At 38.3% G+C, this 12,830-nt stretch carries 13 protein-coding genes and 1 pseudogene; 9 read left to right on the top strand and 5 right to left on the bottom strand.

The genetic code is table 11. From position 1 onward, the window contains the following. Positions 1–103: 103 nt before the first annotated feature. Together ACKTT2_RS29315 and ACKTT2_RS29320 are read right to left on the bottom strand one after the other, a co-directional pair. Positions 104–340, bottom strand: coding sequence for a ChaB family protein (locus tag ACKTT2_RS29315; RefSeq protein ID WP_407893289.1), 237 nt, complete (start codon positions 338–340; stop codon positions 104–106). Positions 341–542: 202 nt separating this feature from the next. Further along, positions 543–1,235, bottom strand: coding sequence for a phospholipase D-like domain-containing protein (locus ACKTT2_RS29320; RefSeq protein ID WP_407893291.1), 693 nt, complete (start codon positions 1,233–1,235; stop codon positions 543–545). Between the two features lie 182 nt (positions 1,236–1,417). Here ACKTT2_RS29320 and ACKTT2_RS29325 point away from each other — a divergent pair, with 182 nt between their 5' ends. The 6 genes from ACKTT2_RS29325 (at position 1,418) to ACKTT2_RS29350 (ending at position 7,596) form a co-directional block, all read left to right on the top strand. After that, on the top strand, positions 1,418–2,521 hold the full coding sequence (locus ACKTT2_RS29325; protein ID WP_407893293.1) for a tyrosine-type recombinase/integrase: 1,104 nt from the start codon (positions 1,418–1,420) through the stop codon (positions 2,519–2,521). Then, positions 2,502–4,358, top strand: a complete 1,857-nt coding sequence (locus ACKTT2_RS29330) for a tyrosine-type recombinase/integrase (protein ID WP_407893295.1) — start codon at positions 2,502–2,504, stop codon at positions 4,356–4,358. The genes ACKTT2_RS29325 and ACKTT2_RS29330 overlap by 20 nt, the downstream gene beginning before the upstream one ends. Before the next feature lies 1 nt (position 4,359). Then, positions 4,360–5,337: a DUF6262 family protein gene (locus ACKTT2_RS29335; protein WP_407893297.1), complete on the top strand. Its 978-nt coding sequence runs from the start codon at positions 4,360–4,362 to the stop codon at positions 5,335–5,337. A 339-nt stretch (positions 5,338–5,676) separates the two neighbouring features. Next, positions 5,677–6,531 carry a hypothetical protein gene (locus ACKTT2_RS29340; RefSeq protein WP_407893299.1) on the top strand — a complete coding sequence of 285 codons (855 nt, stop codon included), beginning with the start codon at positions 5,677–5,679 and terminating at the stop codon, positions 6,529–6,531. Between the two features lie 13 nt (positions 6,532–6,544). Then, a complete protein-coding gene (locus ACKTT2_RS29345) occupies positions 6,545–6,748 on the top strand; it encodes a hypothetical protein (protein WP_407893301.1) in 204 nt (67 codons plus the stop codon). 20 nt (positions 6,749–6,768) lie between these two features. Continuing rightward, positions 6,769–7,596 carry a KilA-N domain-containing protein gene (locus ACKTT2_RS29350; RefSeq protein WP_407893303.1) on the top strand — a complete coding sequence of 276 codons (828 nt, stop codon included), beginning with the start codon at positions 6,769–6,771 and terminating at the stop codon, positions 7,594–7,596. Between the two features lie 178 nt (positions 7,597–7,774). On the opposite strand, the gene ACKTT2_RS29355 is transcribed toward ACKTT2_RS29350, so the two are convergent. Together ACKTT2_RS29355 and ACKTT2_RS29360 are read right to left on the bottom strand one after the other, a co-directional pair. Continuing rightward, the gene (locus tag ACKTT2_RS29355) at positions 7,775–9,154 is read right to left on the bottom strand and encodes a phospholipase D-like domain-containing protein (protein WP_407893305.1); all 1,380 of its coding nucleotides are present in this window, start codon (positions 9,152–9,154) and stop codon (positions 7,775–7,777) included. Between the two features lie 157 nt (positions 9,155–9,311). Next, complete coding sequence (locus ACKTT2_RS29360) at positions 9,312–10,004, bottom strand: phospholipase D-like domain-containing protein (RefSeq protein WP_407893307.1); 693 nt, start codon at positions 10,002–10,004, stop codon at positions 9,312–9,314. A 492-nt stretch (positions 10,005–10,496) separates the two neighbouring features. On the opposite strand from ACKTT2_RS29360, the gene ACKTT2_RS29365 reads away from it, so the two are divergent. Next, the gene (locus ACKTT2_RS29365) at positions 10,497–11,654 is read left to right on the top strand and encodes a cysteine desulfurase family protein (protein ID WP_407893309.1); all 1,158 of its coding nucleotides are present in this window, start codon (positions 10,497–10,499) and stop codon (positions 11,652–11,654) included. Between the two features lie 40 nt (positions 11,655–11,694). Beyond that, positions 11,695–12,288: a hypothetical protein gene (locus ACKTT2_RS29370; RefSeq protein ID WP_407893311.1), complete on the top strand. Its 594-nt coding sequence runs from the start codon at positions 11,695–11,697 to the stop codon at positions 12,286–12,288. Positions 12,289–12,432: 144 nt separating this feature from the next. Here ACKTT2_RS29370 and ACKTT2_RS29375 read toward each other — a convergent pair whose 3' ends face one another. Beyond that, positions 12,433–12,570: a hypothetical protein gene (locus ACKTT2_RS29375; protein ID WP_407893313.1), complete on the bottom strand. Its 138-nt coding sequence runs from the start codon at positions 12,568–12,570 to the stop codon at positions 12,433–12,435. 67 nt (positions 12,571–12,637) lie between these two features. Here ACKTT2_RS29375 and ACKTT2_RS29380 point away from each other — a divergent pair. Beyond that, a pseudogene (locus ACKTT2_RS29380) lies at positions 12,638–12,830 on the top strand (GNAT family N-acetyltransferase); the annotation flags it as partial.

Consider the following 12,830-nt stretch of genomic DNA (forward strand, 5'->3'; position numbering starts at 1 on the left):
ATCTTGCCAAATATGAACGAGGGACGGGCAAGGACGCCCATCCCACATTCCAAGGATAATTTATTTTCTGCTGTTCTCGTCTAATGACTTTTTATAAGCAATTCTAGTTACCACCAGAGGTAACAGCTTTGTTGTGCTGAGCAGTGACTTCACCCTTCGCATACCAACTACCATTTTTGTCTTGACCGTACTGGTTGCGAACGCTGTTCCAAGCAATTTGACGCGCACCTTCTTCGCTAATACCGTCGCTTTGAGCAGCATTGAAAGCAGCAACGAAAATTTGCTGAGCCTCTTGGGGCAATTGTTCTTTTATGTCTTGTGCTAATTCATCAACTTTCATGGGTTCTCTCCTATTCAGTAGCTTTGGTTTTATCGTAGAAAGTTGGAAGATAAATTTTCCTCTTTCTGAAAGTAGAGATAAAGAATGACCGAAAGGAGGATAGTGGTTAGTTGTTAGTTGATAGTTGTTAGTAGGTAGATTGGGTTATGCCACACGAAAGCTTTATGCGGTGGGCATTGCCCACCCTACTAACCACCAACTACTAACTATTAACTCTACATTTACGTGCAGAAGGTAGAGTTTTTAGTCCCAATTCTGCTATTTCATAGAGTCGATTAAATTCTCTTTCATAATGCGCGGCAACAATGGGATTGTTGATGAAAACTAATGTTTCATCGTTCATGTAATTTCCTGAGTTAGACCAATTGTGACTTCCGGCGATCGCTAATACCCCATCTAAAACTGCCATCTTACTATGCACTCCGCGATCGCCCATTGGTGCTGTCGGAAAACCTACAGTCATTATTGGCTGATTCCAAGGTTTTACTTTGATAAAAGGGCTGCTTTTACTAGGTTGGGGACAAACACCCATTGCATCATATGCTTTGGAGTATGGTTGTCTAAAAAAATCTGGATCTATCAGTACTTTAATGTCTTCAACTCCGCGATCGCGAACGTTACCAAGTGTATCGCTAATTTTTTGATCGGAATAGACAAATACGGCAATATGTACGCTTTTTTGAGCTTGTTGCATGTAGGAAGCAATGATTCCATTACTTGTAGTTGCAATATTGTCTTTCTTACGATTGGGAGAGAAGTTGATGGCGATGGTTCCATGCCCAACCGGAATTACAATCGGGCTTCTTTTAGGTTTATAAGATTTAAATAATCCCTGCCACATATAATTAAATTCTTCGGTAAAAATGCTAGCAATTTGATGGTTTTCTGGAATCACGATCGTGTTATTGGGATTTCCCCGACTGTCTAAATTGTTAAAGTCACCATGTAAGTCAAAACAATAGCTCTTAAAAACAATTCTTTAAAGTAAACAACAACAACTTGACTAGTGCAACTGTTTCATTATAGAATACAAGACGTTAGCTATTCTATAAAGTAAACGGAATCTACGAAGTAAGCGTGAAAGTTCAAAAAATTCGCTTGCCCAACAGCGATCGAGTCACTTGGACAGTGTTGGGTGATGACTACTTACCGATTCGTCCAGTTGAACAATTTATAAGCTATCTAGAGAGTATTGAGCGATCGCCAAATACCATCAGAGCTTATGCTTATCATCTCAAGTTGTTCTGGGAGTTTTTAAGAGATAATTGCTTGGAGTGGACACAAATTCAAATATCTGACCTAGCTGAATTTATAGCTTACTTGCGATATCCTCAACCTGGAATTGCAACGCTAAGAGAGCAGCAATCTTTACGTACTGAGGCAACTGTAAATGCGATCGTTACCTCAGTATTTATGCTTTATGATTACCAGGAACGTTTAGGTATTGTTCGGGGAATTCCTATTTACACCGAACAGATGCAACCTGGGAGAAGATACAAATCCTTCCTACATCATATCAATAAAAGTAAACCGATTAGAACTAAGCTGATTAAACTGAAGGAACCAAGACGAAAACCAAAAACCCTAACTCAAGAACAAGTTCAAGAATTAATTGCTGCTTGTGACAGAGCTAGGGATAAATTTTTAGTTGCACTACTTTATGAAAGTGGAATGCGGATTGGACAAGCTTTAGGACTAAGACATGAAGATATTAAATCTTGGGATAATATAATTCGCATTGTACCAAGAACAGATAATTCCAACGGTGCTAGAGCCAAGACCAAGGAAATATATGATATTCATATTTCTAAGGAATTGATGAGTTATTATACTGAGTATTTACTCCGAGAATTCGATGAATGTGAAAGTGATTATGTTTTCGTAAATTTATGGGATGGGGTGATAGGACAACCCATGAAGTACAATGCTGTTGCCGATCTATTTCGTAGATTGAGCGCAAAAGCAGGATTCAAAGTACATTGTCATATGCTTAGACATACTCATGCTACCGAATTAATTCGTAGCGGATGGGATGCTGCTCATATTCAAAAACGACTTGGACACGCTCAAGTTCAAACTGTTCTCAATACCTACACTCATTTAGAGGATGAGGACATGAAAGAAGCCTACAAAGATTACTTAGAGAAGCGAGATAATAAAGATGGAAACATTAAGAATTGAGTGGTCATCATCTAAACAACAAGTTTTAGAGGAGAAGTTAACAGGATTTTGGGCAAAAGACGAATGGAATATTGTTGATTGTCCATTATTCAAAGATGAAAAAAGTAGACGCAAACAAAGTGTTGTTTTCAACTGTGTTTCTTCGTCACTCCAATCAGAGATAAAATATGCTTGCTGGCAAAAGCTAGAAAATAAAGAATGGTCTGTCAATTCTTTTTGGATACAAGCTGTCAGAATTAAAAATATTATTAACTGGCTGAATACTGTAGCTCCGAATGAAGTATCTTTGGTGAATAAAAGTTTAGAGCATTGGTTGCTGTCTCTACGCTCTTTTTTAGCTCAACACAAGAAATTACGAGAATATACTACTGAACGATTAGATAGCAATCAGGAGTTAACAGTATATTTCATAGAAGATAAAACTATCATATGTTTTCGGCAAATCTATAAAATCATCATCAATGAATACGATAACCGAGAGGAATATGATAAAGAAGTTTGGGATATAAGGAAGTTAGGCATTGAGGCTAATCCATCTAAATCGGAATATCGATTAAATTTTGAAAATATTACCCAACCTTGGCTATTAGAAGCAGTAAAAAAATTTATTCGCTATAGCCTGTCTATCTGCTCGTTTGGTGAATCTGGTGGCAGGCTACATATTTTAAGGGATTTTTCAATATTTATTGCACATTATCATCCATCTCTTAGACCAGAAGATATTGACCGACCTCTAGTTTTAGAATATATAAATCAACTTGCAGGTACTGGTTTAGCTCCAGGAACTAGGTGCAGACATATAAGTTGTCTCAGGACTTTTTTTGAATTATGCACGCGAGAAGGTTGGGCAGCCATCCCTGATAAAAAATTTGTTTATGCTGATGACTTTCCTCGTGGTACTAAAAAACTGCCTCGTTACATTCCTGAAGATGTGTTAGCTCAATTAAACCAACACATAGAAGAATTACCTCCTCACCATATGAGGATAGTTTTAATCCTTCAAGAGTGTGGGATGCGGGTTGGAGAACTCTGCAAAATGAGGTTTGATTGCTTGAGGCAAGACGTTCATGGAGACTGGTTTTTACATTACTACCAGTTCAAAATGAAAAAAGACCATACCATTCCAATATCGAGAGAAATTGTTGCAGTTATTCAAGAGCAGCAGCAGTTTGTTATTGAGCAGTGGGGTGAAAACTTTCCCTATTTATTTCCCGTACCTAAACCTTATGGAAAAGGTAGCCCAGTTAAGCAGAACAATGTTGCTCATATTTTAAATAGGTTGGGCAAGAAGAACAATATTCGCGATGCTAACGGCAAACTTTGGAGATTCTATCCTCACCAGTTCCGTCATACGGTTGGTACTCGCATGGTAAACAACGGCGTTCCTCAACACATTATTCAGCGATATCTCGGACATGAATCACCTGAAATGACTGCTCGTTACGCCTTTATTCATGACCAGACACTGAAAGAAGAATTTGCCAAATTTAGAGGCAAAGTTGTGAATGTTATGGGACGAGTGGTTGAACCAGACAATATATCTTCTAATGACAGTCCAGATTTGGAATGGCTTAAGAAAAACATTCTGACTCAAGCTTTACCTAATGGGACGTGTGCTTTACCCGTGGTTGCTGGCTCCTGCCCACACGCGAATGCGTGTCTAACCTGTACGCATTTCCGTACTACAAAAGAGTTTTTGGATGAGCATAAAAAACAACTAGAACAAACGAACCATATTATTGAAACTGCTCAAACTAATGGTTGGCAACGACAGGTTGAGATGAACGAGAAGGTTAAAGAAAATTTAGAACGAATTATCGTCACCTTGGAGGAATGAAATGAAACATGAGCGTAATGTAAATGGACTGCGCCAAAATGCCCAGAAAAAAAAAGAGGAAGCTCTTCAAAAAACTGATGAGGCAATTCAGCAATTAATACGCGAAAATCGTCCGATCAACTTTAAGACTGTCAGCGAAGTAGCTGGTGTTTCTACTGCTTGGTTGTATAAAGAAGAACAAATCAAAGAACGTATAGAACGTCTTCGGGAGCAAGGCAATCGAAAACAGAAGTTAGTACCTAAACAAGAAAAAGCAACAGCCGCATCTAATGAAGCAAAGTATCTAGCCTTAAAGAAGAAATTGCAAGAAGTTGAAGCAGAGAACAGAGGATTGCGTAACCAGATGGAGGTAAGTTACGGCAGGCAGAGGGTACTGGCAGACGAAAACGAATTACAACGCCGAGAAATTAATCGTTTGACGAAGCTATTGTTTGAGGCTCACACAAAAATTGAAAGACTTGAGCAGGGACTTGCTACTTCACAATACTCGTCTAGCAACAATCAAGAACTACATAATAGTGATGACAAAAAATCGCTCAAAAGCAAAGTAGCGCATTTAAGTAGTCCTAATTCGTCAACTACTACCAGTAATAGTGCTCAAATCCAGTCTGAACTAGAAGCTTTAGACATCAAGCTCAACGGCACATTGAGAAATATTATCAATTCCTTTCCCATAGAAAGAACCTTATGTGCTATGGAAGTTTTAAAAGAAAATCTATCTAAAGGAGCGATATCAAAACCGCAAGCCTTTTTGGTAGAAGCTATTAAACAAGAGTGGAAGCCATCCAATACCTACAAAAATCAGGCAGTAAGGGAAATTTTCAATGAATGGTATACGATAGCTAAATTCTTAAAGCTAGTGTCTGGTTCAATTGTCGAGGGTGGAGAACAATACGTTATCACATTAGAAGGCGACTGGGTACTATTCAATGAGATGATTACTGAGTACCCGCTAGAAAGATTGAAAAACATGAGCTAATGATTCCAGTGGCGAACTTTCTTGCAAAATCTTAAAAACCTTTCTTGTTCAAACAAGAAAGGTTTTTAAATTTGTTTTTGTTTACAATTCGCCTTTTTAAGAAAAACCAGAAAATTAATTTTATCTATTGTCTTTTTTAAAGAGCTTGTGGTAAAAATAAGAATTGAGGTAGTAAATCATTATTACTACCTCAATTCTTATTTAAGAAATAGGTTGACTAGCGCCTAAAGAAGTTGTAAGGGGAAGCCTGACAAACTGTAACCCGAAAAACAAACTTAGTAGCGCTTTCAACCTATTCCTCTAACCACCCGCTTATTAGCAGCAGGAGGCTGTTTTCCTATGGATATAATTGTAAACGGTAAAAGCGCAAAAAGTCAATCTTTTGATTTAGAAAATAACTCCGAATTTGTTCAGAGCATAGACTCAAAAATAAGTGTATACAGGGTTATGCTACGTAACTTGGATGAAAAAAATTTGCTGCTTTTGGAGTATGTTGGTATAACCAAGCGCGATAAAAATCGTGATGTTGATGTTGAAGAGAGTGCAGAATATTTAGGGTTATCAAATGCTGCAACTTCTATACGACTTCGGAAAATGCGTGATGCTGAATATGGCAACTTAGAAATTCCATTTTTAGAGTGGACAAAAAGTGGTAACTCTTTTTTGCATCGTTTAGTTCATCCTGGAATTCTAGAGCTAGTTCAAGAAGCAATGTCTAATCGAGGAGTTAGCCATGAGAAGTATTTTAAAGAAAAAGGGATTAGGTCAGAGCAAAATAAAGAAGACCCTCAGTCAGAAGTTTGTGAGTCCAAGAATGTGGATGAAGTAACAGAAAAAATAAAAAGTGAGGATGAATTAAAATCTGATAGCGAAATGCCTCAAGAAATTGATTTTGAACCATTACAAGCAGTGACTATAGAAGAATTACTAGTCATTCTAAATGAAAACAATAAAACTGTAATTAACAGGATAGTTGATATAGTCACTGAAACATTTACGCAGATTGTTGACGAAAAATTTAACGAATTAAATAGTCGGATAACAGAAATTGAGAAAAAGTTATCTCAGTCAAGTTTTTTAAAAACTAATCAAGAATCGAGGGAAGAGCTTTTGCGAAGAGCGCGTTTGCTTGTACGACAAAAGCTATTTCCTGAAATGACAAATAATATAAGTAAAAGTCAAGAACAGAAATAATGCACTTCTAATTTTGCAAACTGTTCAAAAATCTCCCGGTATCACAGCTAAAGACATTGGGCGACAAGTTCGCTTATCGGCTTATTCAAGTTTTGTTTATGCTTTGAAACTGGTTGAAATGGATTTATTAACCACTAAAGAAGCAATGTTTTCAGATGGGCGAAAAAGACCAATCTATCAGTTTTATGCAGTGCAAAAAGAAATACCCATGTTGTAAATAATTCCGAGGACATATATATGGCAAAGCACAACGTGAAGGAGCTTTTTTATGAAGGTTCTTCCATTCGTAGACGCACCTCTGACGGATTCATTAACTTGACTGATATGTGGGTAGCTGCTGGTCAGCCCGTGAATAAAACCCCACGAGATTGGAAGCGCCTTGATAAAACTCAAGAATTTCTTGAACATTTAGTTAGTAGAACGGGCGTGACGCCCGTTCTAGTTCAAGCTAAGCGTGGTAAACGGACAGCTATTAAGCATATCATATCTGAAATTCCAGGTGTTTTAGAGACTTTTAAAGGAAGGCTTGCAGGAACATATGCTATTCCTGAATTAGCAATTGATTTTGCTCAAATCCTTTCAGTCGAATTTCACGAATGGGCGCTTACTGCGTTAAAGGAAAGAATTGAGGAAGAAGCCGATCCAGAATTGGGTATTAAGCGCAGTCATCAGCGAGCAATTAAAAGTTGGGCAAAACAAGGTAAAAGCTCGGAGTATATCCAAGCACGGTTTAGTTCAATTCCCAGAGAAGACTATTACGAAGAAGCTTTATCTCAACATGGTGTTTCTAGCCCAAAAGAATTTGCTATGTGCAAATCTCAATTGTATTTACCAATCATTGGTAATACCAAAAAGTTTCGGGAGAAAAGAGGCTTGAAACCAGGACAAAACTGTAAAGATGGTATGAACATTGAAGAACTAACTACTAGTGATTTCGCTAAAGTCTTAAGCGCCAAACGGATTAATATACGTAATCCTAACGATGCCAAAGCCTGTGCAAGTATTTCATATAAGACGGCATCTCAAGTTACTCAATTATTAAATGAAGTAGATCCGCCTTGCTAAAGTCATCAATACCTACATCCTCGTTGCTAGTCTGAGACTGGCAACGAGGATGTAGGTCAGTGAGTGCAATAATCATAACTAGTTTGCAATTGCGATATATACTCTTAATTGCGCTACTATAAGCCAAACGAAGAGATTTTACTTTTTGTTATGTAGTTTCTTTTTTGCGCTAGCTCACTTAATTACACTTTTGGGCATGAGGCAAAGCTTTTAATCCTAATTGTGCGTTATCATACAACCGATGAAACTCCCGCTCGTAATGTGCCGCTACTATAGGATTTTGTATAGCTATTAAAGTTTCGTCATTCAAATAGTTCCCTGCACTACTCCAGTTGTGGCTACCAGTAATTACGAGCATAGAGTCTAATATTGCCATCTTACTATGCACTCCCCGATCGCCTACCGGAGAAATAGGGAAGCCGACTGTAGTTATTGGATTATTCCAAGGCTTAACTTTGTCGCCACCACGATTACGAGTACCCATACGAGGACAAACACCCATTGCGTCATAAGCTTTTGAGTAGGGTTGAGAAATAAAATCTGGGTCTACCAAGACTTTGATATTTTCAACCCCGTTATCATGTACTTTGCCCAGAGTGTTGCTAATTTTCTGATCTGAATATACAAACACAGCAACGTGAACACTCTTTTTCGCTTGCTGTATATAATTCGCAATTACCCCATTACTAGTAAACGCAATGTCGGACGATCTACTAGCTGGTGAAAAATTAATTGTGACAGTTCCCGCTCCTGCCGGAATTGTGACGGGATATCTTTTTGGCTTGCGGGATTTGAATAATCCCTGCCACATATAATTAAATTCATCAGTAAAAGTTTTAGCAATTTGGGGGTTGCTAGGCATAACAACCATATTGTTAGGATTACCCCTACTTTCAAAATTTTGAAAGTCCCCGTGATACTCGGACGTTGTTAGGTTGCCACTAGATACAATAGTGTAGATATTGTCCACAACCATGAATTTGTGATGCATAAGTCCACTGCCTTTGGGTGCTCTATTGGATGTGTCATCTTTGATTTCAATTCCACTATTTTTAATAAGTGATAATGCATCTGTAGGATAACGCTTTAATTCTTCATAGGCAGCTTTGTCATGTTCATTCATTCGAGAAATTAACAGGGGGGTATAATCAGCCCAAGTTTTATTGTACTTGTTATCAATAATTAACCTAACTTTTACACCAGATTTGTGTTTAGCTATTAGGGCTTCTGCCACTTTAGGGAGTCTGAATTCCATTACTGCTAAATCAATAGTTGACTGAGCTTGGTTAATTGCATCAACAAGAATTTGTTCTAAATTGTCTCCTTTACGAATAAAATGTCGGTATGGGTCTTTGTAATCAGAAGCTCGATTCTGATTAAAATACACTTTAACAAAAGGATCTTGAGGTAAAGGTTTAACAAAATTTTCGTTTGAAGAAAACTTAAATTTATGAACGAGAACAAATCCACCAATTAACAGCAGCAATATAAATAATATATTTCTATAAAACTTAAAGTGACGTTTGCTGGGAGCAAGAAAATTTGAGACGGATTTCATTGAACGAAGATAAAGTAAAGTACATCAATTTTCACCCTGTTTAAATACATTTACGTCTTTTATTAGTATCATTTTTGATAATTACGATCGCAAGGTGGGAATTGCGGAATTTAATATGAAGAATTGATAGACTAAAGCTTTTACTTTGTTTATATACTTACATGGTGAAACTTGTTTTGGATAAAGGTTTAGCAACTTTAGCTAAAGATAATAAGTCGGATGTTGTTAAATTCCCGCTAGATACAATTGTGGTCTTTCCATCTACAACAACAAATTTGTGATGCATAAGCCCACTACCTTTGGGTGCATGACCGGATGTGTCGTCTTTTATCTCAATTCCACTAGCACGTAACATAGCCAAAGCATCAGCAGGATATCGCTTTAATTCTTCATAGGCTCGCTTGTCATGTTGATTCATTTTAGCAACTTCTGCTGGTGTATAATCAGCTATAGTCTTATTGTATTTGCTGTCTATTAATACCCTCACTTTGACTCCACGTTGATGGGCAAGACTTAGCGCTTCCACAACTTTGGGAAGTCTTAATTCCATGACAGCTAGGTCTACAGATAATTTCGCCCGAACGATAGTATCAATAATTTGCTGTTCTAAGTTATCACCTTTACGAGTAAAGTGTCTGTAAGGATCTTTGTAGGAGGAAATTGGATTATGATTAAAATAAACTTTAACAGCCGGATCTTGAGGGAGCGGTTTAAGAAGAGCTTCCTTTGATGAAGGCTTCAGAATGTTAAATAAGAAAAATCCACCAATTAACAGTAATAAGATAACAATTATGTTTTTGGAGATTCTTTTGTATTTTCTAGAAGCTAAAAGACTTAGGATAAATTTCATGATATGAAGAGGAGAAGAATGACATGAATTTCACCCTGTTAACAATAATGAGTAATTCGTCGCGCTCGATATAGCAATCCTAAATCATTTATAGAAAATTTCAAGTCTTTTGGTGAGCAATGCCCACCAAAAGACTTGATGGTGGGCATTACCCACCCTACGTGTTTGTCATAAATCAAATAGGATTGTTATAGTAGGATGGATACCAACAAACTGCTTACGAATTATTTTGAATAAGACTTTTATTAGTATTATTTGAAATAATAAGAATGACAAGACGGCAATTGCGGAAGTTGATTTAGTTCGCTCGCGATCGCTATCAGTATTTACACTACAGTGACCAGTAACCAGTGACCAGTGACCAGTGACTAAAGATCCATCTCTACGCTTACGAATTAATGCCCACAGGTGGTAATAATTGGGCAAGTGAAGTGTATAAGCTCAAAAGAAAAAGAACCAGCAGTTATGTGTGTTCTCAACTCAATTAAAATTATGCAAATTTACCTTGACTACAGTGCAACAACCCCCATTCGCTCAGAAGCTATAGCTGCCGTACAAGCAATTCTTACCCAACAGTGGGGTAATCCTTCTAGCTTGCATGAATGGGGACAACGAGCAGCAATAGTTGTGGAACAAGCAAGAATGCAGGTTGCTGGTTTGATTAACGCTCGTCAGCCTGAATCAATTGTTTTTACTTCTGGAGGTACTGAATCTGATAATCTAGCTATTTTGGGTGTTGCCCGTTTGTATACTCGACCCCAACATATCATTATTTCTAGTGTTGAGCATTCTGCTATTGCCGAACCAATACGATTGCTGGAGTTATGGGGTTGGCAGGTGACTCGTTTGGGAGTTGATTCCAAAGGAAGAGTCAATCCAATGGATTTGGAAGCAGCATTGCAAGACAATACTGTCTTGGTATCAGTTGTTTACGGTCAAAGTGAAGTTGGTACTTTGCAACCAATTGAGGAGTTAGCTTCTATTACTCGCGGTGCTGGTGTTTTGTTCCATACGGACGCGGTGCAAGCAGTGGGACGGTTACAAATAGACGTACAAAATTTACCTGTGGATTTATTGAGTCTTTCAAGTCACAAAATTTATGGACCACAAGGCGCTGGAGCGTTGTATGTACGTTCTGGTGTGGAGTTAGTCTCAATGCTGAAGGGTGGGGGACAAGAACATCGGCTCCGTTCTGGTACTCAAGCAGTACCCGCTATCGCTGGATTTGGAGTGGCTGCAGAATTAGCAGCCCAAGAAATGCCCGTGGAAATACCTCGGTTAACTAAATTGCGCGATCGCTTGTTTGCCCAACTCTCTGACATTCCCGGTTTAATTCCTACAGGCGATCTGACAAACCGATTGCCTCACCATGTGAGTTTTTGCCTGGAATACGCTGATGGGGAAAAGCTTAGTGGAAAAACTCTGGTGAGACAAATGAATTTGGCTGGTATTGGTATTAGTGCTGGTGCTGCTTGCCACAGTGGCAAACTCAACCCCAGCCCTGTATTATTGGCAATGGGATATCCAGAAAATGTTGCTTTAGGCGCTATCCGTATGACATTGGGACGCGAGACCACTGAGCAGGATGTCGATTGGACGGCAATGGTGTTGAAGCAAGTTTTGGAAAGATTGGCACGTTTGGGGGATTAGGTATCTCATGTTCTGTCCAATGTTAATTGACTGCAAAATCATGACTGGGACGGTCTATAATTGTCCCAATTTGTCAGAATGCTTGCACAACACTCACCTGAATCGAATGCAAGCACTGTTACTTTATTTTTTGAATAAGGGAGTTAGACCCGAAGACATTAAAATTGATGGCAAACCATTACAAGTTAATGAAATTTTGACTCGGCTACCTTCAATTAATCCATCTGATTTTACTTGTAATAGAGATTATCTAACGAGAGATAATATTATATTTGGTTCTTATCTACAATGGGAAGAAGTCTGTGGAGGTGCTAAAAATTTTTATAACCTCACTGTTGAACAGTTACAACAGTTAATTGACTTAGGGTTTGCATCACCAATTGAAAGACAAAACTTTTCTCCTGCTATTTGTGAATTTTTAACTTTTGGACGCATTCAAAAAAATAGAGGATTTGTATTTACTTTTGAGGGTTACGTCATTAGCCCTTTTCGGGAAGACTATCGGGTCAGTATTGATGGTATTGTTTTTCGTGGGACTGTTTCACAAGAATTAATTAACGATTTTCAAGTATTTAGCACCTCACCAGATGAGATCGATATTAAACACAATTACCTACGTGCTTGGTGGGATTGACAGTGACCAGTGACCAAGGTGTAATCAGTAGGGTGGGCAGTGCCCACCAAAGCGCTTTGGTGTGTGGATTCGCACATGAACCTACACGGACTCCCTGCTACTAAGTTGGGCGTGTAGAAGCATCTCAAGGTACATCCGAACAAATTATACAGTTTGCGGGTTGTTGGGATGATATGTCAGATGAAACATTTGCTGACTTAAATGAAGAAATAATTGCACGTCGCCAGCAGGCTTTTTTTGGGTAGGAGAAGCGATGAAACCAGCCTTAGTTGATACCAACATTTTATCCTTATTTTTCCGCTCCACAATAATATGGAAGTAGAAAGATGTTTATACCGCGATATCACCAATGACAATCGACAATTTCACTGTTCGACAAATGTTGAGGTCGGAATTAGATTTGATAATTGATTGGGCAGCAACTGAAGGCTGGAATCCGGGAATTTATGATGCTGAATGTTTTTACCAAGCCGATCGATGCGGTTTTTTTGTGGGCGAGTTGAACAATGAACTTGTGGCAAGTATTTCCGCTGTTGCTTACT

This window comes from Scytonema hankhaensis NUACC26 (assembly GCF_045865695.1).
Taxonomy (GTDB): Bacteria; Cyanobacteriota; Cyanobacteriia; order Cyanobacteriales; family Nostocaceae; genus Scytonema.